The 21,491-nt window shown below is 37.0% G+C and carries 23 protein-coding genes; 10 read left to right on the forward strand and 13 right to left on the reverse strand.

Annotation, left to right across the window (positions count from 1 at the left end):
• Nucleotides 1-346: 346 nt before the first annotated feature.
• Entirely contained in the window at nucleotides 347-829 is a 483-nt protein-coding gene (locus ABW51_RS07650; protein WP_053466252.1) for a Dps family protein, read from the reverse strand.
• A gap of 269 nt (nucleotides 830-1,098) precedes the next feature.
• On the opposite strand from ABW51_RS07650, the gene cdd reads away from it, so the two are divergent.
• A complete protein-coding gene (cdd, locus tag ABW51_RS07655; RefSeq protein ID WP_053466253.1) occupies nucleotides 1,099-1,977 on the forward strand; it encodes a cytidine deaminase in 879 nt (292 codons plus the stop codon).
• Between the two features lie 49 nt (nucleotides 1,978-2,026).
• On the opposite strand, the gene cmoB is transcribed toward cdd, so the two are convergent.
• Together cmoB and putP are read right to left on the reverse strand one after the other, a co-directional pair.
• On the reverse strand, nucleotides 2,027-2,992 hold the full coding sequence (cmoB, locus tag ABW51_RS07660; protein WP_053466254.1) for a tRNA 5-methoxyuridine(34)/uridine 5-oxyacetic acid(34) synthase CmoB: 966 nt from the start codon (nucleotides 2,990-2,992) through the stop codon (nucleotides 2,027-2,029).
• On the reverse strand, nucleotides 2,989-4,503 hold the full coding sequence (gene putP, locus ABW51_RS07665) for a sodium/proline symporter PutP (protein WP_053466255.1): 1,515 nt from the start codon (nucleotides 4,501-4,503) through the stop codon (nucleotides 2,989-2,991). Before putP ends, cmoB begins: the two co-directional genes overlap by 4 nt.
• A gap of 114 nt (nucleotides 4,504-4,617) precedes the next feature.
• On the opposite strand from putP, the gene rng reads away from it, so the two are divergent.
• Complete coding sequence (gene rng, locus ABW51_RS07670) at nucleotides 4,618-6,093, forward strand: ribonuclease G (protein ID WP_053466256.1); 1,476 nt, start codon at nucleotides 4,618-4,620, stop codon at nucleotides 6,091-6,093.
• Between the two features lie 67 nt (nucleotides 6,094-6,160).
• On the opposite strand, the gene ABW51_RS07675 is transcribed toward rng, so the two are convergent.
• The gene (locus tag ABW51_RS07675) at nucleotides 6,161-6,460 is read right to left on the reverse strand and encodes a hypothetical protein (RefSeq protein WP_053466257.1); all 300 of its coding nucleotides are present in this window, start codon (nucleotides 6,458-6,460) and stop codon (nucleotides 6,161-6,163) included.
• A gap of 110 nt (nucleotides 6,461-6,570) precedes the next feature.
• Here ABW51_RS07675 and ABW51_RS07680 point away from each other — a divergent pair, with 110 nt between their 5' ends.
• Both ABW51_RS07680 and ABW51_RS07685 read left to right on the forward strand, forming a co-directional pair.
• Nucleotides 6,571-7,116: a sigma-70 family RNA polymerase sigma factor gene (locus tag ABW51_RS07680; protein WP_053466258.1), complete on the forward strand. Its 546-nt coding sequence runs from the start codon at nucleotides 6,571-6,573 to the stop codon at nucleotides 7,114-7,116.
• 9 nt (nucleotides 7,117-7,125) lie between these two features.
• Complete coding sequence (locus tag ABW51_RS07685; RefSeq protein ID WP_005636028.1) at nucleotides 7,126-7,299, forward strand: zf-HC2 domain-containing protein; 174 nt, start codon at nucleotides 7,126-7,128, stop codon at nucleotides 7,297-7,299.
• 102 nt (nucleotides 7,300-7,401) lie between these two features.
• Here ABW51_RS07685 and ABW51_RS07690 read toward each other — a convergent pair whose 3' ends face one another.
• Nucleotides 7,402-8,265: a DMT family transporter gene (locus ABW51_RS07690; protein ID WP_053466259.1), complete on the reverse strand. Its 864-nt coding sequence runs from the start codon at nucleotides 8,263-8,265 to the stop codon at nucleotides 7,402-7,404.
• 175 nt (nucleotides 8,266-8,440) lie between these two features.
• On the opposite strand from ABW51_RS07690, the gene msrAB reads away from it, so the two are divergent.
• From msrAB to ABW51_RS10065, 4 genes are all read left to right on the forward strand, one after another.
• On the forward strand, nucleotides 8,441-9,502 hold the full coding sequence (gene msrAB, locus ABW51_RS07695) for a bifunctional peptide-methionine (S)-S-oxide reductase MsrA/peptide-methionine (R)-S-oxide reductase MsrB (RefSeq protein WP_053466260.1): 1,062 nt from the start codon (nucleotides 8,441-8,443) through the stop codon (nucleotides 9,500-9,502).
• A gap of 11 nt (nucleotides 9,503-9,513) precedes the next feature.
• Nucleotides 9,514-10,155 carry a cytochrome c biogenesis protein CcdA gene (locus tag ABW51_RS07700; protein WP_005656594.1) on the forward strand — a complete coding sequence of 214 codons (642 nt, stop codon included), beginning with the start codon at nucleotides 9,514-9,516 and terminating at the stop codon, nucleotides 10,153-10,155.
• 42 nt (nucleotides 10,156-10,197) lie between these two features.
• The gene (locus tag ABW51_RS07705; RefSeq protein ID WP_053466261.1) at nucleotides 10,198-10,668 is read left to right on the forward strand and encodes a redoxin domain-containing protein; all 471 of its coding nucleotides are present in this window, start codon (nucleotides 10,198-10,200) and stop codon (nucleotides 10,666-10,668) included.
• Between the two features lie 238 nt (nucleotides 10,669-10,906).
• Nucleotides 10,907-11,824, forward strand: a complete 918-nt coding sequence (locus tag ABW51_RS10065) for a lysine exporter LysO family protein (protein ID WP_053466262.1) — start codon at nucleotides 10,907-10,909, stop codon at nucleotides 11,822-11,824.
• Between the two features lie 68 nt (nucleotides 11,825-11,892).
• Here the strand turns inward: ABW51_RS10065 and ABW51_RS07715 are convergent, their stop codons facing one another.
• The 3 genes from ABW51_RS07715 to moeA all read right to left on the reverse strand — a co-directional run bounded on the left by ABW51_RS07715 (nucleotide 11,893) and on the right by moeA (nucleotide 14,232).
• Nucleotides 11,893-12,216, reverse strand: a complete 324-nt coding sequence (locus ABW51_RS07715; protein ID WP_005641855.1) for an HI1450 family dsDNA-mimic protein — start codon at nucleotides 12,214-12,216, stop codon at nucleotides 11,893-11,895.
• Between the two features lie 66 nt (nucleotides 12,217-12,282).
• The gene (moeB, locus tag ABW51_RS07720) at nucleotides 12,283-13,014 is read right to left on the reverse strand and encodes a molybdopterin-synthase adenylyltransferase MoeB (protein WP_053466263.1); all 732 of its coding nucleotides are present in this window, start codon (nucleotides 13,012-13,014) and stop codon (nucleotides 12,283-12,285) included.
• A gap of 3 nt (nucleotides 13,015-13,017) precedes the next feature.
• Nucleotides 13,018-14,232 (reverse strand): molybdopterin molybdotransferase MoeA, encoded by a 1,215-nt coding sequence (gene moeA, locus ABW51_RS07725; RefSeq protein WP_053466264.1) that lies wholly within the window; start codon nucleotides 14,230-14,232, stop codon nucleotides 13,018-13,020.
• A 137-nt stretch (nucleotides 14,233-14,369) separates the two neighbouring features.
• Here moeA and folE point away from each other — a divergent pair, with 137 nt between their 5' ends.
• Nucleotides 14,370-15,026, forward strand: coding sequence for a GTP cyclohydrolase I FolE (gene folE, locus ABW51_RS07730; protein ID WP_053466265.1), 657 nt, complete (start codon nucleotides 14,370-14,372; stop codon nucleotides 15,024-15,026).
• A 106-nt stretch (nucleotides 15,027-15,132) separates the two neighbouring features.
• Here the strand turns inward: folE and ABW51_RS07735 are convergent, their stop codons facing one another.
• From ABW51_RS07735 to potA, 4 genes are all read right to left on the reverse strand, one after another.
• Complete coding sequence (locus ABW51_RS07735; RefSeq protein ID WP_053466266.1) at nucleotides 15,133-16,215, reverse strand: extracellular solute-binding protein; 1,083 nt, start codon at nucleotides 16,213-16,215, stop codon at nucleotides 15,133-15,135.
• Between the two features lie 125 nt (nucleotides 16,216-16,340).
• The gene (gene potC / locus ABW51_RS07740; protein WP_053466267.1) at nucleotides 16,341-17,114 is read right to left on the reverse strand and encodes a spermidine/putrescine ABC transporter permease PotC; all 774 of its coding nucleotides are present in this window, start codon (nucleotides 17,112-17,114) and stop codon (nucleotides 16,341-16,343) included.
• A complete protein-coding gene (potB, locus tag ABW51_RS07745; RefSeq protein WP_005638601.1) occupies nucleotides 17,114-17,974 on the reverse strand; it encodes a spermidine/putrescine ABC transporter permease PotB in 861 nt (286 codons plus the stop codon). The genes potC and potB overlap by 1 nt, the downstream gene beginning before the upstream one ends.
• Nucleotides 17,958-19,076 (reverse strand): spermidine/putrescine ABC transporter ATP-binding protein PotA, encoded by a 1,119-nt coding sequence (potA, locus tag ABW51_RS07750; protein ID WP_005645368.1) that lies wholly within the window; start codon nucleotides 19,074-19,076, stop codon nucleotides 17,958-17,960. Before potA ends, potB begins: the two co-directional genes overlap by 17 nt.
• Before the next feature lie 296 nt (nucleotides 19,077-19,372).
• Here potA and pepT point away from each other — a divergent pair, with 296 nt between their 5' ends.
• The gene (gene pepT / locus ABW51_RS07755; RefSeq protein WP_053466268.1) at nucleotides 19,373-20,611 is read left to right on the forward strand and encodes a peptidase T; all 1,239 of its coding nucleotides are present in this window, start codon (nucleotides 19,373-19,375) and stop codon (nucleotides 20,609-20,611) included.
• A 169-nt stretch (nucleotides 20,612-20,780) separates the two neighbouring features.
• Here pepT and ABW51_RS07760 read toward each other — a convergent pair whose 3' ends face one another.
• A complete protein-coding gene (locus ABW51_RS07760; RefSeq protein ID WP_053466269.1) occupies nucleotides 20,781-21,410 on the reverse strand; it encodes a histidine phosphatase family protein in 630 nt (209 codons plus the stop codon).
• Nucleotides 21,411-21,491: the final 81 nt, after the last annotated feature.

The raw sequence follows: 21,491 nt of genomic DNA on the forward strand, positions 1-21,491 counted from the left end.
GTTGGTTGGTTGGTTGGTTGGTTGGTTGGTTGGTTGGTTGGTTGGTTGGTTGGTTGGTTCATCAGTATAGATCCCTTTCATTTTTACAATAACCTTTGATTAACACAAAATACACTTAATTTTTGATTTTAAATGCGAGTGATGAAAAATATAAAGTCGATGGATAATATCACTTATGAGATTTTTTTCACTTTATTTTTGTAACGATATGTTTTTGTAAATGCAATTTAAAATAAAAAACCAAGTTCTTAGAAAGGTAGAACTTGGTTCTTAAATTAAATCAATCCAACTTTGTTGAGTTGGATTGATTGTAGGTTGAGTTTTCGTTAGAGTTGAAATTTACCCATTAAGCATGGCAAGTTTGGCAAGCTGCTTGGAACATCCATACCAATTTTTCTTGTTCTTTAATGTAGTCACTCATTTGTGATGCAGTACCTTCGTCATTAGCATCGCCTGCAAGAGCAAGAATTTCACGTTGTTGTTCAAGTAATGTTTTTAATCCTTGTAATGTGCCTGATAAACATTCTTGTGCGCCACTTACCGCAATATCTTCTTTAATACGAGATACTTTTAAGTATTGGCTATATGCGTTATCTGGTGTGTAACCTAAAGTTAAAATACGTTCAGCCACTTCATCAACTTTGGTGATTAAATCTGTGTAGATTTCTTCAAATTTTGCGTGCAATGCAAAGAAATTTACACCTTTAATGTTCCAGTGGTAACCACGAACGTTAGTATAGAATACTTGGTAGGTTGCAAGTAATTCGTTAAGTTTATTTGCTAATTCTGCTGATTGAACTTTGTCTAATCCGATAGATGTTTTTGACATAATAATTTCCTTTTTCTAGTTGAATAATAGAGCTAATGCCCTGCCTTTGATATGGGTATTATACGTTTCTAGAATTTGCTGTGAAATTGTTCTATTCAATAAAATTGATAGCTTATGACTATATGTTAATAAAATGTAATAAATTTAAACTATCAAAATAAGTGATCAGGATCACAGTTATAAGGAATACTTTAGTAAAGGGTCGCGGATAACAGTAAATTTTGCTTTAATAAGTGCAGTTATAATTTTTAATATTTTAAGGATGTCTTATGCAAGAACTTATTAAGCACGCATTGCCACAAGATGATGCACTCAATCAAGCTATTGTTGATGAAATTCGTTTGCAAAATTGGGCTGGCTTTTTAAATCGTTCCCAAGTGGAGCAGCTTTGCCGTGATTTTGAACTTACGCCATTAAAATTAGCTATGCATTTGTTGCCGATTGCGGCGAGTTATAGTCATACTGCTATTTCTCATTTTAATGTGGGAGCCATTGCTATTGGTGAAAAAGGTGATTTTTATTTTGGTGCGAATCAAGAATTTTCTAATTCAGCCATTCAGCAAACGATTCATGCAGAGCAAAGCGCAATTTCTCATGCATGGTTGCGTAATGAACGTCGTATTTCAGACATGGTGGTTAATTACACGCCGTGCGGGCATTGCCGTCAATTTATGAATGAATTGCATGGCGCTGAAAAAATTTCAATTCATTTGCCACATAGCCAAAATAATCCATTACATTCTTATTTACCTGATGCTTTTGGACCGAAGGATCTCGATATTGCTACTCATCTTTTGGCGGAAGAAAATCATGATTTAGTTGCTGATCATCAAGATGATTTGGTTAATCAAGCTATTTTAGCGGCAAATCAATCTCATTGTCCTTATTCAAATAGTCCGCATGGCATTGCGATTTTATTTAAAAATGGTGATGTGGTGACAGGACGTTATGCAGAAAACGCTGCATTTAATCCGAGTTTGCCAGCGTTACAAACCGCACTTAATTTTGCGTATTTAAATGATAAAAAATTGAGTGATATTGAGCGAATTGTAATGGCTGAAAAAGCGTTAAAACTAAGCCATAAAATGATGGCTGAAGCGCTACTCTCTACATTAACATCGGCGAAATTAGAGTATCATTCATTGTAAGTATGAAAGAGTCTTGATGAAAAATAAAAAAGGGAATGGTTTCCCTTTTTTATTTGTTCGCTAAAATTACCGCTCTTTTTGGTGCTTGATAACCTTCAATGGTTTTACTGTGATCATTTGGAGCTAAGAAATCAATCAGGCTTTCATTTTCCAACCAATCAGTTTTACGCTGTTCCTCTAATGTGGTTGTCGCTACATCCACACAACGTACGTTGGTAAAGCCAACTTTTTCTAGCCAGTTGATTAGTGCGGCGACAGAGGGGATAAAATAAACATTTTTCATTTTCGCATAGCGATCTGCTGGTACAAGCACAGTATTTACATCGCCATCCACCACTAATGTTTCTAATACCAATTCACCACCTTTTACCAATTGATTTTTCAACTGGCTTAAATGATCTAATGGGGATTTACGATGATAGAGTACGCCCATTGAAAATACAGTGTCAAATGCCGCTAATGGTTGCATTTGCTCAATACCAAGTGGGATAAGATTTGCTCGACGATCATTATTAAGTAGCTTGCGTACTGCTTCAAATTGGCAAAGGAAAAGCTCGGTAGGATCAATCCCGACCACCATTTTTGCGCCTTCGCCTACCATTCTCCACATATGATAACCGCTGCCACAGCCCACATCTAAAATAGTGCGACCTTGTAGTGGAGCTAAATGAGGAAGAACACGATCCCATTTAAAATCTGAACGCCATTCACAATCTACATGAATGCCGAAAAGATTATAAGGTCCTTTTCGCCACGGCATTAATTGTTTTAAATGATGGATAATTCGTTGTTTTTCACCTTCTGAAAGGGGAGAAGTGCGGTCAGATTTCACTGCACTTTTGAGATCGATTTCATCAGCTTGTAAATCAGGTAGGAAATCAACAATTTTGCTCCATTTCGCATAATCGCCATGAGTTTGAGTTTCCCATTCTTTCAATTGGCGCGGTAAGGTCTCTAACCAGCCCGATAAATTTGTAGTAGCAATTTGTTGATAAAAAGGGCGAAAGTCAATCATTTTGCTTCCTTATAGGCCTTTTCTGCTTTGTCAAAGGTATCTAGAACATTTTGTTCCGGTTTGCTAGACAGCAATGAGATAACAATAATTGCAAGGCTACCGAAAGCAAAACCAGGGATCATTTCATATACTTTAAACCAATCGGTATCAGTTGGAATAATTTCTTTCCATGCAAATACTGTCACTGCACCTACCAGCATACCTGCCATCGCGCCCGATGATGTCATTCGTTTCCAGAAAAGAGAGAAAAGTACAACAGGGCCAAATGCACTACCAAAACCAGCCCAAGCGAATTCTACAAGTTTTAATACTTTGCTGTTTTCATCTTGTGCGATCCAGATAGCAAATGCAGCAATCACTAAGACCATTATTCTGCCAAGCCATACGAGCTCTTTTTCTGAAGCCTTAGGGCGAATAAAACCTTTGTAGAAATCTTCTGTTATTGAGCTAGACGAAATTAATAATTGCGCACTTAATGTACTCATTACAGCGGCTAAAATAGCGGAAAGTAATATGCCCGCGATCCAAGGATTAAATAAAAGTTTAGCGAGTTCAATAAAAACCTGTTCTGGTTCGCGATTAACTGTGCCTGCAATAGCTGGATTGGCAAAGAAATACGGAATAGCGAATAAGCCAATGCCAATTGCGCCTCCTAAGCAAAGCACCATCCAAGCCATACTAATACGGCGTGCTTTGATAAGTGATTTGACAGAATCTGCAGCCATAAAGCGCGCTAAAATATGCGGTTGCCCGAAATAGCCTAATCCCCAAGCGGCAAGGCTTAATAAACCAAGTGGTGTGGTAGAAGTAAATAAATCCGTGAAATCTTTATTTACTGCTACTTCAGCTTGTTCTAATACGACGGAAAATTGAGCGGTATCAGTGAAACTTAATAACACAAAAACAGGGGTTAAAATTAGTGCAAAAATCATTAATGTCGCTTGAATGGTATCTGTCCAGCTTACCGCGAGGAAACCTCCGATGAACGTGTAAGCAATGGTTGCCGCTGCACCGTACCAAAGTGCGGTGGAATATTCTACAGAAAATATATTTTGGAATAATTTTGCACCTGCCACGACACCCGAAGCACAATAAATAGTAAAAAACACTAAAATAATCGTAGCAGAAACAAGTTTTAATAATTTGTGTGATGAACCAAAACGATTGTGAAAATATTCTGGGAGAGTGAGGGCATTATTATTTAATTCTGTATAAACACGCAAACGACCAGCCACTAAAAGCCAGTTAAAATAAGCCCCGATAGTTAAACCAATAGCAATCCAGCCTTCAACTAAGCCTGATAAATATACTGCACCGGGTAAGCCCATTAAAAGCCAACCAGACATATCTGACGCACCTGCTGACATTGCCGTGACAAAGCTGCCTAAACGACGTCCGCCGAGAATGTAATCTGATAAATTATTCGTGTAATAATAGGCAAGTACGCCAATCAGCAACATCCCGAAAATATAAATAGTAAAAGTAATAAGAGTTGGGTCTAATCCAAACATTATATCAGTCCAAAATAGGTTAAAATTTCAGAAAGGGTGCATTTTACCTTATTTCGGGCTATTATTCTATTTAGACTAAATATTTGATGAAATTTAAGAAATTAGGAATATAAAATGGATGCTGTCGAGTTATTGATGAACGTAACGCCTAACGAAACACGCATTGCGTTAGTCGAAACAGGAATGTTACGCGAAGTGCATATTGAACGCCAAGCTAAACGAGGAATTGTCGGGAATATTTATAAAGGTCGTGTGACTCGAGTACTACCAGGAATGCAGTCTGCTTTTGTTGATATTGGTTTGGAAAAAGCGGCTTTTTTACACGCCGCTGACATTGTATCTCATACGGAATGTGTAGATGAAAGCGAACAAAAGCAATTTAAAGTTAAGAGCATTTCAGAATTAGTACGCGAAGGGCAGGATATTGTTGTACAAGTGGTAAAAGATCCGCTTGGTACAAAAGGCGCGCGTTTAACCACAGACATCACATTGCCATCGCGTCATCTTGTTTTTATGCCAGAAAATAGCCACGTAGGCGTTTCACAACGTATTGAAAGCGAAGAAGAACGTGCCCGTTTAAAAGCATTAGTTGAACCTTTTTGTGATGAACTCGGCGGTTTCATTATTCGTACTGCCACAGAGGGGGCAAGCGAAGAAGAATTACGTCAAGACGCTGAATTTTTAAAACGCTTATGGCGGAAAGTTTTAGAGCGTAAATCTAAATATCCAACCAAATCAAAAATTTACGGCGAGCCAGCCCTTCCACAACGCATTTTGCGTGATTTTATCGGTACAAACTTAGAAAAAATTCGTATTGACTCTAAACTTTGCTTTGGCGAAGTGAAAGAGTTTACCGATGAATTTATGCCTGAACTAAGCGATAAACTTGTTCTTTATTCTGGCAATCAACCTATCTTTGATGTGTATGGGGTTGAAAATGCGATCCAAACAGCCTTAGATAAACGTGTTAATCTCAAATCGGGTGGCTATTTGATTATCGAGCAAACAGAAGCAATGACCACCATTGATATTAATACAGGCGCATTTGTGGGGCATCGTAATCTAGAAGAAACCATCTTTAATACCAATATTGAAGCAACTAAAGCCATCGCGCAGCAACTCCAACTACGTAATCTTGGTGGCATTATCATTATTGATTTTATTGATATGCAAACAGATGAACACCGCAATCGAGTATTGCAATCTTTATGTGATGCGCTTTCTAAAGATCGTGTAAAAACCAATGTGAATGGTTTTACGCAATTAGGGCTTGTAGAAATGACCCGTAAGAGAACTCGTGAAAGTCTTGAGCATGTGCTATGCGATGAATGTCCAACGTGCCATGGCCGCGGTCGTGTGAAAACTGTTGAGACAGTTTGCTACGAAATTATGCGTGAAATTATTCGGGTGTATCATTTATTCAGTAGTGAACAATTTGTTGTTTATGCTTCACCAGCAGTTTCAGAATATCTTATTAACGAAGAATCTCACGGTTTGCTGCCCGAAGTGGAAATGTTTATTGGCAAACGAGTAAAAGTAAAAACAGAACAGTTTTATAACCAAGAACAGTTTGATGTGGTGGTGATGTAAACTCTATTTCAATAAAGTGCGGTGAAAAATTTTTGAGATTTTTTACCGCACTTTTACAGACAATCTTTTACATTTTTTCTTTTGCCATTTTCATTTTTTTATTTGATTTCATCTTTTTATCAGATTTCATTTTCATATCAGATTTCATGTCCATTTCATCAGACTTCATCATATTGTCAGATTTCATCATGTGGTCAGAGTGCATTTGCATGTCATCTGATTTCATCATTTTTTTCATTGGGGTATTCATCATGGGCTCTGATTTCATTGGCATGGCATCAGATTTCATTTCTTCTGCATAAATGGTTGTCGCACCAAATAACATAGCCATACCTAAGATTGCACTTTTGAATGTAATATTTTTCATTTTAAATTTCCTTGTCTAAGTGGTAAAAATAGTATTGAAAGAAATTGTTTCTTTCATGCTATTAGACGAAACACTCTTTCATTTCTTACAAAAATTTTAAAGGAATTAAAATGACCGCCATTTCAGAAAGGGAGCTTGAGCAAATCCGTGCACAAATGCTGAAATTTGCAATGTTACAGTTGCACCATACCGATCTTGCTGAGGATTTAGTACAAGAAGCATTTTTAAGTGCATTTAACAATCTCGCGAATTTCAAGCATCAATCCGCTTTTAAAACTTGGGTTTTTGCCATTCTAAAAAATAAAATTATTGATTATCTTCGCCAGAAAGGACGCTTTGTATTAGAAAGTGAAATTGAAGATGAACAGTCAACTAATACATTTTTTGATGATACAGGCCATTGGAAAATAGAATATTATCCGAGCGAATTACAGGGCGAAGAGGAAACGGTGTATTCTGATGAGTTTTGGTTGATTTTCGAAACTTGCCTTACTTGTTTACCCGCTAAACATGCCAAAGTTTTTATGATGAGAGAGTTTTTAGAATTGTCATCGGATGAAATTTGTCAAGAAACTCAGCTTACCACATCCAACTTGCATACCACACTTTATCGGGCCCGTTTGCAGTTGCAAAATTGTCTATCAAAAAAACTTTAGGAGAAAATTATGCGTTGTATTCAAGCCACTCGAATAATTTCTGACTCTCATGAGCGACCATTAGAACTGCAAGAAAAAATGGGTTTAAAAATGCATTTGTTAACTTGCCCTCATTGCCGTCGTTTTCAACGAAATTGCAAAACCTTAAGTATGATGATGAAGAAATTTAAAGATTCACATTAGGAATTTTTGACGGAGTGAAAAACACCGTCATTTTTCACCGCACTTTATTGAGCCAGCTATAACCTAATCGTACTGAATTTCATATTCTTATAAATAAAGTGTTTATTTCTTCATTTTTGCCAATAAACTCACAGCACCCACAATTACAACTGCACCGAGCCAAAAATAGATATTAGGTGTATGATGCCAAAAGAGCCAGTCAAATACGCTAGAGAAAATCACGCCAGTGAAAGCAAACGGGGTAATGATATTGGCGGGTGCATATCTGAAAGCTCGGGTGAGCAATAATTGGAAAATCAATCCAAATCCGCCCACCAATAGCAATAAACCAAGCTCGTATAAATTAGGGATTTTCCATTGATGAATAAAGAAGATTGGTAGCATGAGTGTCCCAATCAGATGAAAATAAAATACGATATTTTTCGGTGTGTTGTATTTGTTTAATTCTTGTAAGCCAATAAATGCCATCCCCGCTAATACAGCACCAGATAATCCAATCAGTACATAAATAGGATCAACATTTCCATTGTGATTGGTAAGTAAAATAATGGAAACGCCAAGAAAACCGATTAAGCTACACAAAAGCACATTAAGCGGTGTTTTTTGATGGAAAAAGAGCAATAAAATCGGGATAAATAGAGCGGAGGTATTCATCAATAAGACAGCAATGGAAAGAGGTAAGAATTTCACGACATAAAAGTTAATCAACATACTCGATACACCCGCGGCATTACGCAGGATTAAAAACTTCCATTGGCGGGTATCCACTTTAAAATCGCGATCTTTAATCACAAAAGGCAGTAAGAAAAGCAAACCAATTAAAAAACGTGAAAATAAGGTTTCACTTGCAGGGATTGTTTGAGAAGCGGTTTTTACAAATACATTCATCAAGGTAATGGAAAAGTACGCTGATACCATAAAACTAATCGCTTTGTGATAAAGCAAAGGAGAGGTATATGATTGCATATAGATTTTTTACCTTAGAAAAGAGGAATAAATAGTGTTTTTTAGCTCTTTATTATTGGTTATAACAATGAATTTTAGTCAATTTCTTTAAAAATTTTATAAAAATTTGTAAGAAATCGGATTGTCCGCCGTCTAACCTTATGTAATGTTAATTTTTACATCATAAGGAAAAACAATGAAACTATCAAAAACATTTCTATTTATTACCGCACTTTGCTGTGCAACACCAACTTTAGCAATACAAAATTCAACATCATCATCTGGAGAACAAAAAATGGCAATGGAAAATACGCAAAATATTCGTGAAATTTATCTTGCTGGTGGCTGTTTCTGGGGTATGGAAGCATATATGGAGCGTATTCACGGTGTGAAAGATGCGATTTCTGGCTATGCTAATGGTAATACGGAGAAAACCAGTTATCAGATGATTGGCGTAACTGATCACGCAGAAACAGTAAAAGTCACTTACGATGCAAATCAAATTTCGCTCGATAAATTATTGCAATATTATTTTAAAGTGATTGATCCAACGAGTGTAAACAAACAAGGAAACGATCGTGGCAGACAATATCGTACAGGGATTTATTATCAAGATAGGGCAGATAAAGCGGTGATCGAACAAGCGCTCGCCCAGCTTCAAACCAAATATAAACAACAAGTACAAATCGAAGTGCAACCACTTAAAAATTATGTGGTGGCGGAAGAATATCATCAAGATTATTTGAAGAAAAATCCAAATGGTTATTGCCATATTGATATTACCAAAGCAGATGAACCTGTGATTGACGAGAAAGATTATCCGAAACCAACTGATGCAGAACTCAAAGCGAAATTGACACCATTGCAATATTCCGTCACTCAAAATAAACATACTGAACGCTCTTTTAGTAACGAATATTGGGATAATTTCCAACCAGGTATTTATGTAGATATTACAACAGGCGAACCGGTATTTTCTTCTAATGATAAATTTGAATCGGGTTGTGGCTGGCCGAGTTTTACGAAACCAATAGCAAAAGAGGTAGTGCATTATCAAACGGATAATAGTTTTAATATGCAACGTACCGAGGTGTTAAGTCGTGCGGGTAATGCCCATCTAGGACACGTTTTTGACGACGGTCCGAAAGATAAAGGTGGTTTGCGTTATTGCATTAACAGCGCATCAATTAAATTTATTCCGTTAGCTGAAATGGAAAAGGCAGGATACGGATATTTGATTCAATCAATTAAAAAATAAGGAGATGCAAGATGTTAGATCAACAACTCCTTATTGGAACGGTATTTTTAGCGGGGCTTGCTTCTTTTCTTTCGCCTTGTATTTTCCCGATTATCCCGATTTATTTCGGTATTTTGAGTAAAGGCGGCAAAAAAGTCCTGAATACTTTTTTATTTATTTTAGGGCTTTCCCTTACATTTGTGAGTTTAGGCTTTAGTTTTGGCTTTTTAGGGAATATTTTATTTAGTAACACCACCCGCATTATCGCTGGCGTTATCGTGATTATTTTGGGTATTCATCAACTTGGCATTTTTAAAATTGGTTTACTTGAACGCACGAAATTGGTGGAAATAAAAACATCAGGAAAATCAACCGCACTTGAGGCATTTGTCCTTGGTTTAACTTTTAGTCTTGGTTGGACACCTTGTATTGGCCCGATTCTGGCTTCCGTATTAGCTTTATCAGGCGATGAAGGCTCTGCACTTTACGGTGCATCTATGATGTTTGTTTATGTCTTAGGGCTTGCGACCCCGTTTGTACTGTTTTCGTTCTTATCTGACAGCTTGCTCAAACGTGCCAAAGGGTTAAATAAACACTTAGACAAATTTAAAATCGGTGGCGGAATTTTAATTATCGTGATGGGTATTTTATTAATTACGAATAATTTTTCGTAAAACATAACCTCAACAAAAGAAATTTATAAAAGGAAAAAAGCAATGAAAAAACTACTATCAATATTTCTAATGGCATTCAGCCTAAACGTTTTTGCACAAACTAATTTGGCAGATGTGCAACTCAAAGATTTAAACAATCAGCCAGTTACTTTAAGCCAATATAAAGGCAAACCTGTGTATGTAAAAATGTGGGCATCTTGGTGTCCGATTTGCTTGGCAGGATTAGCTGAAATTGATGATTTAAGTGCGGAAAAAGATCGCAATTTTGAAGTGATTACCATTGTTTCGCCCGATCACAAAGGCGAAAAAGACACCGCTGATTTTATTGAATGGTACAAAGGATTGGAATATAAAAATATCACGGTGCTTTTAGATGAAAAAGGAGAAATCATTGACAAAGCAAGAGTGCGTGGCTATCCGTTCAATCTCTTTTTAGATAGCGATCTAAACCTGAAAAAAACCGTACCAGGACATTTAGGGGCAGAGCAAATTAAAGTTTTTGCAGGGAAATAATGATGAAAAGCGGCTTATTTTTAAGCCGCTTTTTATATTCCATTTTTATAGAGTAAAGAGACAAAGTATCTAAGATTGGCATTTGAACATTGAGCATTTGGTAGATTGATAAAAAATATATATTATAAGCGGTATGATTTTATTGCTTGTATAAGTAATTTTTATTTTTACTGTAATATTTATTCAAATTACCTTTGAAAATTGAATAAAGTGCAGTGATCTACAAAAAAGGAAAACAATGGAAGAAATAATTAATGGACTACTCATTGTGCTTGTGCCTATGGTGTTGGGCTACTTAGTCAGAATACAGAATCAAAATGCATTGGCATTCATTAATAAAATTGTGATGTTATTGCTTTACATCATTTTATTTATGATGGGGTTTATGCTTGGTCAGCTAGAGCATTTAGAACAAAAATTGCCAATTATTGGTATGACCGCTTTAGGGCTGTCCGCTATTATTTTGACTTGTAATATCGTAGGCTTGGCTATTTATGACCGCACTTTGCCTAAGCCTGTTAATTATTTACAGGGAGAATTGCCCTCTCGTTGGCATTCGTTAATGGACTCAATTAAATTATTAAGTGCGGTAATTATCGGTGTTATTTTTGGTTGGTTGTGTAATGATTGGTTGCATTTCCCACACGGTTCCAATCTTTATGTGCTTATTGCGTTGATCTTTTTTGTTGGGATTCAGCTTCGTAATAACGGCATTTCCTTGAAAGAAGTCTTATTAAATAAGCAAGGCTTAATGATGGGAGCAATTTTTACCCTAAGTTCTTTAATTGGTGGCGTTATTTCTTCATTTTTTCTAAGTATGCCGATTACTCAAGGTTTAGCCTTTTCATCGGGATTTGGTTGGTATTCTTTATCAAGCGTTGTGCTGACAAATGCTTGGGGGCCGATGCAGGGCAGTATTGCGTTTTTCAATGATTTATCGCGTGAAATTTTGAGTTTATTTTTGATTCCATTGTTTATGCAGCATTATCGCTCTACAGCTATTGGGATTACAGGTGCAACAGCATTAGATTGTACATTGCCTATTATTCAGAAATCAGGCGGAATTGAAGTAACGCCTATCGCCATTTCTTTTGGTATGGTGACAAATTTATTACCGCCGTTGTTGTTAGTTTTTTTCTCAAGTTTTCCAATTTGATGGCTTGTTAATTTTAAGCGAAAAGAAAAAGAGAAATCAGATGATTTCCCTTATTTTTTACTTTATCGTTACTTTTTCCAAATAACGTGAAATTCGCGATCTTCTTCTCGGTGAGAAATTAAGAATTTAGCAAAGACATCATCCATTTCATCTTGCTCATTGACTAATCCCACCCACACTTCGGCGTATTCTTCTGGGTCAATTAGTACACCAATTTCTTCTTCCCAATTATCGGCGGTTTCAACAAATTCCACACCACCGCGTTCTTCAAATTGTAGGTTGAATAAAAGAATATCGGCAGGATCTAAATTTTCCCCAGCCATTTCTAAGAAAATATCGTAAGCAATATCAATGGCTGTATCTGGATCTAGTTTTTTAATTTCTGTTGTCATAGTGTTTTTGTAGTAAAGGTTATGGTTAATAAAAGTGCGGTTAAATTTTTTCTCTTTTTAAGCGTTTTATTCCACATTGGTTGGAAGTTTAATTTCTCGGATATTCATTGAAAAACCATCAATCATCAATAAGCGTCCACACAAATTCTTACCGATTTTTAACCGCACTTTAATTGCTTCTAAGGCTTGAATCGTGCCCACAATGCCGACGATTGGTGCAAGCACGCCTGCTTCCACACAGCTTAATACATTTTGCCCAAATAATTTGCTGAGCTCACGATAAGTAGGCGTATTCGGTTCATAAGTGAAAACGGAAACCTGACCTTCCATCCGAATCGCTGCGCCAGAAATAAGTGGAACTTTTGCATGATTACATTGGCTATCCAATTGATTACGGATTTCTACATTGTCTGTACAATCTAGAACAATATCAAAGTGTGGAATGATTTCAGCCAGTTTTTCTTCGTCTAACTTCGCATTAATCGTCTCGATGTTTATATGTGGATTGATTTGTTCCAGTGCAATTTTAGCTGACTCTACTTTGGGTATATTCAAGCGAGCATCGCAGTGCAAGACTTGTCGTTGAAGATTCGAAAGAGAAACTGTATCGAAATCCAATAGTGTTAAATTCCCTACGCCTGCCGCGGCGAGATATTGGCTGGCTGCACAGCCTAAGCCGCCAAGCCCAACGACCAGCATTTTGCTTGCTTTGAGCTTTTCTTGCCCATCAAAATCTACGCTTTTAAGAATAATTTGACGGTTATAACGCAATTCTTCTTCGTGACTAAGTTCGATCATTGTTTATCCTAATAAATGATTGAAAGGCTCAATCGTCACTGTTTCACCTGCAGTGACATTGCCACGTTCTTGTTCTAAAACGATAAAACAATTGCTTTTTACAAAAGCGCTAAAGAGATGAGAGCCTTGGAATCCCACTGATTGCACTTCAATTTGGCCTTGTTCATTGATGTGATAAAAACCCCGTTGGAAATCTAAACGTCCAGGTGCTTTTTTCAAATTCATTGTAGCAATAGCTGAAAAGTGCGGTGGCTTTTTCCATTGTTTTTGGCCTTGCAGTTTAGCAATAAGTGGTTGTACGATTTGATAAAATGTCACTAATGCTGAAACGGGATTACCGGGTAAACCACAGAACCAAGCGTTTTCTAATTTACCAAAAGCGAATGGTTTGCCAGGTTTGATTGCAATTTTCCAGAAATTTATTTGGCCTACTTTTTCCAATACCGCTTTAGTGAAATCCGCTTCACCAACGGAAACCCCGCCACTGGTAATCACTAAATCAGCTTGGCTTTGTGCGGCAATAAATGCCTTTTCAAATTCAGCTTCGTTATCAGGTAATAGTCCTAAATCAATGACTTCACAGTTTAGTTTTTCTAGCAGTAATTTTACGGTGAAACGGTTGGTGTCATAGATTTGTCCGCTTTGTAATGGCTTGCCGACTTCGACAAGTTCATCGCCAGTTGAGAGTACGCCGACTTTTAATTGGCGATAGCATTTTACTTCTGCAATGCCTAGAGAAGCTAATAATGGCAAGGAAACAGGGGTGAGCTGTGCGCCTTGTTCTAATACCACATCGCCTTTTTTTACATCTTCGCCAATACGACGAATGTTTTGATTTGGTTTAGGCAATTCACTAAAAGTGACGGTGCCGTCTTCATTGAGTGTTACTTGCTCTTGCATTATCACTGCATCAGCGCCTTCAGGAATCATAGCTCCGGTCATAATTCTGACCGCACTTTTTGATGGCCATTCCTCTTGGAATGGATTACCTGCAAAAGATTTCCCTGCGACCGAAAGGGTTAAAGATTGTTGTAAATCCGATAAACGTACAGCATAGCCATCCATTGCTGAATTATCGAAAGAGGGAACATTAATAGGTGAAATAATATCTTCTGCACAAATTCGATTGGCGGCTTCTTGTAAATTTAGGTATTCAGTTTGAGTTGGGAAGGGAATCTGTTCGAGCATTTTCGAGCGAGCTTGATCCAATGTAAGCATAGAAAATCCTTATTTGATAAAATTTGTCAGCTATTCTATATCTAAAGCCTAATTCATTCAAATTTGCAATTTTTCTCATTTTACCATCCTATTATCCTTTGCTAGAATAGCCGATTATTTTTTTAGGAAAGACTATTATGAGCAAAATTTCACTGGATGCACTGAATGTAAGAAATGCCTTGATTGAAAAAGGTATTGAAACACCCATGATTGATCCAACACAGGCTAAAGATGAACGTCGAGAAAGCATTGCAAAACATATGCATGAAGTGATGAAGCTGATTGGATTAGATTTGCGAGATGATAGTTTAGAAGAAACACCAAATCGTTTAGCTAAAATGTTTATTGATGAGATTTTTAGTGGAATGGATTATGCCAATTTTCCTAAAATGACGAAAATCAAAAATCAAATGAAAGTCAGCGAAATGGTGCAAGTGAATGACATTACGCTAACAAGCACTTGTGAACATCATTTTGTTACGATTGATGGTAAAGTTTGTGTGGCATACTATCCAAAAGATTGGGTGATTGGTCTTTCTAAAATTAATCGGATTGTTTCATTTTTTGCTCAACGTCCACAGGTTCAAGAGCGCTTAACAGAGCAACTTTTGACAGCATTTCAGACAATTCTTGAGACAGATGATGTTGCGGTATATGTGAAAGCGACCCATTTCTGTGTGAAAGCACGTGGTATTAGAGATACAAATAGTTATACTGTCACATCGGCTTACGGTGGCGTATTCTTAGAAGATAGAGATACTCGTAAAGAATTTTTAGCTATAGTTCAGAAGTAAAAAATAGTTAATAAAATAGCCGCACTTTAATATGAGTGTGGCTATTTGTATATTTATCTCGAATAGAAAAGTGCGGTGAAATTTATCCGCACTTTTGGATTGTAGATTATTTAGCTGCTTTTAATTCTTGATAATATTGCTCATAGAATTGAATTGCATCGCCAACGTCATCTTGCCAGTGGCTATTTTTTAATACATCAGCCGGTGGGTAAATTGCTGGATCTTCAGTGATTTCTTTTGGTAATGCTTTTTTCGCTTCTAAGTTAGCTGTTGGATAGCCAATTGCTAAGGTTAATTTTTCTGCCGCTTTAGCACCTAACATATAGTTAATAAGTTTATGTGCACCATCTGGGTTTTTAGCGGTTTTAGGAATTGCTAGAGTATCAACCCAAAGTACAGGGCCTTCTTTCGGGAATACCATGTCTAAAGGTGCTTTTTCTTTTTTAGCAATACGTACAGAACCATTCCATAATTGGCCTACTTCAACTTCACCTGAGATGAAAGAGTTAGCAGGGTTATCGGAATTGAAAGAAAGTACGTTTGGACGTAGCTTTAATAATTCTTCATAGGCTTGTTTGATAATTGCTGGATCTTGAGTATTTGGATCTTGGCCAATTTTCAATAAAGCGATGTTGAATACTTCGCGCGCATCGTCTAATAACTGAACTTTGTTTGCAAATTCAGGTTTCCACAAGTCAGCCCAAGAAGTGAATTGAGCGCCTTTATAAGTGTTTGTATTGAATGCAATACCTGGAGCTCCTAATAATTGTGGAAGAGAGTATTTGTTACCTTTATCATAAGGTTTATTGAGCCAATCAGGATCTAATTCTTTAATAACAGGCAATTTGCTGTGATCTAGCTCCATTAACATTCCTTCTCTAGACATTTTAGAGACGAAGTAGTTAGATGGTGCAATAACATCATAGCCACCAGCTGCGCCTTGAGTTTTGATTTTTGCATACATTGTTTCGTTTGATTCTAGGCTTGAAACGATAACTTTGATGCCAGTTTCTTTAGTAAACTCATCTAAAAGACCATCAGGCACATATTCTGTCCAAGTGTAGAGATACACAGTGTCATTAGCAGTAGCTGGAGCCTTTGTAGTTTCTTGCTTAGCATCTTTATCATTACAAGCAGTTAAAGTTGCAGCTACTAAGCCTGCAGTAATTAAACCTGCGAATTTTTTCATTTTTGTTTGTTCTCCGTAAAGAGTCGTAAAAAAACCACCTGCCGAATGACAGGCATAAAAAAACGCCTTGATTGTGCGTCAAGGCGTATTCTATTTTAAATTCAAAGGTTTGTGAAACCTTTTGTTTATTGATGGTTATTTTTTCGTGTAATAAGCTGGCTTAAAACGACAAGAGCAAGTGAAAGCACGATCATAATCGTTGCTAAAGCATTAACTTCAGGTGTTACACCGGTTTTCACTAGAGAGAATATTCTCAATGGTAAGATTTCATAACTTACACCGCTGACGAATGATGAAACCACAACATCATCTAATGAGATAGTGAAACTTAACAACCAACCAGATACAACTGCAGGTAATGCTAAAGGAAGGATAATTTTACGTAAAATAGTCACTTCGCTTGCGCCTAAGTCTTTCGCCGCTTCTAACATTCTAGAATCAAAGCCATTTAAGCGAGAGAAGATAGTTACGGTCACATACGGTAAACAGAAGGTCACATGAGCTAGTAATAAAGACCAGAAACCTAATGAAATACCCACAATCATAAATAATGCAAGCAAAGATACTGCCATTACAATATCTGGTGACATCATGACGATAAATAACATGCCGCTTACCGCTTGTTTACCGCGGAATCGATAGCGGTAAAGTGCGATTGCCGTTAATCCACCTACAATAGTAGCTAGAGTAGCCGCAAAAAATGCAATAGTTACCGAATGAATTGCAGCTTGTATTAAGGTATCGTTATTAAATAAACGCTCGTACCAGTTCCAGCTAAAGCCTTTCCAACTTAAACCATAACGATCTTCGTTAAAGGAATTAGTGACCAAAATAATAATTGGGATATACAAATAAGCGTATACCACAAACATAAATGCATTACGTAGTAAACGACTCATTATTCTAACTCCACTTTTTTATTTAATAGTTTATTCGCGCGGTAGTACACGAAAATCAACAATGCCATTAGAACAGTTAAACCAATACTAATTGCAGAACCAAATGGCCAGTTACGGGAAATTAAGAATTCGCTCTTAATGACGTTACCCACAAGCAACACTTTCGCGCCGCCAAGTAAGTCTGCAACGTAGAACATTCCCATTGCTGGTAATAACACTAATAAACACCCCGCGATAATGCCTGGCATGGTTAATGGTAAAATGACACGGAAGAAACGTTGAAATGCATTTGCGCCTAAATCTCTTGCAGCCTCTAATAAGCGACCGTCTAATTTTTCAATCGCAGAGTAGAGTGGCAAAATCATAAATGGCAATAGCAAATAAACTAAGCCAATGATTACCGCAATTTCTGTATTCAAAATGCGAATGGGTTCACTCAAAATTCCCATGTCCATCAACATAGTGTTAAGTACCCCTTTTACACCAAGGAACACTTTCATTCCATAAATACGGATCAACGAGTTTGTCCAGAATGGTAAAACCACAAGGAATAATAAGAGCGGTCGATATTTAGGATTAATTTTGCTCATCATGAAAGCAAATGGATAGCCAACTAATAAGCAAATAATGGTGGCGATGCCCGACATATACAATGAATTCCACACAACTTGTGCATAAAGCGGGTTAAACAAGTTTGTGTAGTTTTCAATTGTGATTGGGAAAGCGTAGAAGTCGCTACCGTCTCTAGTCAGAAAACTTACGGCGAATACCAATAAGTTTGGAATCAACACAAAGAAGATGAGCCAACTGAAGATAATCGCAACAGTAATTTTCTGGAATTTATTATTGATTATCTTCATCGTTGAGAACAACCTCCCAGCCTTCATGCCATGTGATGCCTACGCGTTGACCTACGCTATGATCCATATGTGGATCGTCTTCGTTAAAGAATTCACTTACAAGAACACGCATGCCATTATGATCAAATTCTACTGTTGATTCTAATGTCATTCCTTTGTAAGTGCGGTCAACAATGTGGCCGATAATCGCTTTGGAATGTTCATTTTCATCTAATTCTTCAATCACAATATCTTCAGGGCGAAGGAGTACTTGAAGTTTTTGATCTTTCTCAACAGGCATGTCTGTGTAAATATCACAAACTCGACCTTCCACATTTGCAAGTACAACTTGTTCTGATTTACGTTCAATCACTGTTGCTTCAAATACATTAATTTCGCCAATGAAACGAGCAACGAATAAGTTCGCAGGATCTTCATAGATTTCACGTGGAGAACCATCTTGTGCGATTTTACCTTTACGTAATAACACGATGCGATCAGACATTGTAATCGCTTCTTCTTGATCGTGGGTAACGAAAATAAAGGTAATACCAAGCTGACGTTGTAACATTTTGAGTTCATTTTGCATTTGTTTACGCAATTTGTAATCTAATGCAGATAAAGACTCATCAAGTAACAACACTTTTGGTTTATTTACTACGGCGCGAGCGATGGCAATACGTTGTTGTTGTCCGCCAGAAAGTTGGGTTGGCTTACGATCTGCCATTTCTTCTAGCTGTACCATACGCAAGGCTTCTAAAACACGCGGTTTAATTTCGTCGTTTGGTACTTTTTGCATACGCAAACCAAAAGCCACGTTCTCAAAAATTGTCATATGTGGAAATAGCGCATAGCTTTGGAATACCGTATTAATATGACGTTTTTCCGCTGGTACATTGGTGATATCTTCACCATCTAAAATAATGCTACCTGAATCCAATTCTTCTAAGCCTGCAAGTAAGCGTAAAACTGTGGTTTTCCCACAGCCTGAAGGGCCGAGAATAGTAACAAATTCACCGTTATTAATTGTAAGATTGAAATCGTTAATAATGGTGTTAGAACCATAGGATTTTTTGATTGAACGAAGCTCAATAATAGGCTTGTTTTGAAGCTGATTTTCCACTAGCTTTGGTTTTCTCCCTAATTTCACCAATGATTTGGTACTGAGTAGAAATAAAACCTGCAAGACTGCAGGGGCGACATATAAAAATAGACGCCTATGATATAGTGAATTGTTAATAATGAAAAGGGCTTAATGACTTAGAAAGTAAAAAAACTGCCGTTCATAAAAATAACGAGAAATTTAACCGCACTTTCAATGAATTTTACTTTGTTAATTTTATAAATATTGTTATATATCAAGATGTTTTCTATTTTTCTCGTTAAACTAAAAAAGATATTTTTAAAAGGAGCGAGAATATGATTTCTCAAACAGATAAAACAGAACTTTTAGAACGATTTTTACATTATGTGTCTTTTGACACACAATCAAAACCTCATGCTAAGCATTCTCCCAGCTCTGTCGGGCAAATGAAGTTAGCCATGCAGTTGCAAAAAGAACTCATCCAACTTGGTTTGGAGAATGTTGAAGTCAGTAAATACGCGGTTGTGACAGCATTCTTACCCGCTAATGATCCTAGCTTAACGAAAACCATTGGTTTAATTGCGCATCTTGATACATCGCCACAATGTAGTGGTAAAAATGTGCGCCCAGAAGTGATAGAGCAATATCGTGGCGGAGATATTGCATTAGGTATTGGCGAGGAGTTTATTAGCCCTGTTTATTATTCTTTTATGCAAAAATTGGTGGGGCAGACTCTGATTGTTGCCGATGGAACGACTTTGCTTGGGGCGGATAATAAAGCAGGAATTGCAGAAATTATGACCGCACTTTCCATTCTTCAAAAAGAAAATATTCCTCATTGCAATATTCGCGTTGCTTTTACGCCTGATGAAGAAATTGGTTTGGGAATCCATTATTTCCCAATGGAAAAATTTTCCTGTGATTGGGCATATACCATTGATGGGGGAGAAGTAGGGGAATTAGAATACGAAAACTTTAATGCTGCCACGGCAAAAGTGCGGTTTTTCGGGCGGAGTATTCATCCTGGTTATGCAAAAGGAAAAATGGTGAATGCACTGACTTTAGCTTGCGAGTTCCAGCAAGTTTTTCCAGTTGATGAAGTCCCAGAAAAAACGGATGGGAAAGCGGGCTTTTATCATTTAGAAGATTTTTCTGGCGATATTGAGCAAGTAGATCTCACTTATTTGATTCGTGATTTTGATGAGCAGAATTTCGCACACAGAAAAGCCTTTATTAAAAGTCAGGTGGAAAAATTTAATGCTAAGAAAGGTTTGAAAAAGCCTATTGAGTTAGAAATTCAAGATAGCTACCAAAATATGTATGATGTGGTAAAAAATGTTCCTCAATCAATTGAACTTGCTGATCGCGCAATGAAAGCGGTAGGGGTTAAACCAAGTCATAAGCCGATTCGAGGCGGTACAGATGGGGCATTCTTAGCATCTAAAGGTTTAGCATGTCCCAATATTTTTACTGGTGGCTATAATTTCCATAGTAAACACGAGTTGGTTTCTTTACAGGGCATGGAAAAGACGGTCCAAGTAATTATCGAAATGTTGAAATGTAAAGATCTGTAAAGAAACGTAAAGATTTGTAAAGAAATGTAAAGATTTCTCTTGCTATTCTTTAGATTAGTCAATATAATGAACTTGTTTTATCGAGATTCCTTTGATAAAGCTAAACTTTAGAGATTTTATTCATAAATTCCTTTTTGATGCCCCTAATGATTTAGGGGCTTTTTTTTATCTATTGTAAATGCGTTGTGTCATTTAGTTTTTCAAGGCTAAAGCCTTTTTCACTGTCATAATGAATAATGCTAATAGCAGTATTTAATAAAGATACTGATTTGTTTTTGTCTCTGTGATTTTGCCAAGTTGCGCCATTGAGTAAAGCAATTAATAGACGCAAGGTATGCCCATGCGATACCACTAAAATATTCCCTTCTTGATGAACCTTAATGATGTCTTGTAGTGCTGCGATAGCTCGTTTGGCTAGTTCTTCATAGGTTTCTCCACCATTCGATTCCGCTTTATAGTTTGCAGGATCATTAATCATTTGTTGGAATTCGGGCAAAGGTCGGATCAGTTCCACATTTGTTCCTTCCCAACTACCAAAATAATGTTCATTTAATCCACGATGTTGGAATAAGGGAATGTCTCGATCGCCAATAATATAATTGGCTGTGTCAATGGTACGTTGTAAACAGCTCGAATAGGCCGCAATAAAATCGACATTTTGTAAAGCTTGCCCAGTTTTTACCGCACTTTTAATGCCTTCTTCTGTTAATGGAGAATCTCCACTGCCTTGCATTAATCCTTGTTCGTTCCAAACCGTGCGACCGTGACGAATAAAATAAAAAGTAAGTTGTTTTTTCATTTTTAGGAATATTTATTGGTAAGGTTTATACCTTAAGTGAGGAATGTAATATTAAAAAGGGCGCTTAAAAACGCCCTATGT

The sequence above is a fragment of the Haemophilus sp. C1 genome, assembly GCF_001276515.1.
Classification (GTDB): domain Bacteria; phylum Pseudomonadota; class Gammaproteobacteria; order Enterobacterales; family Pasteurellaceae; genus Haemophilus.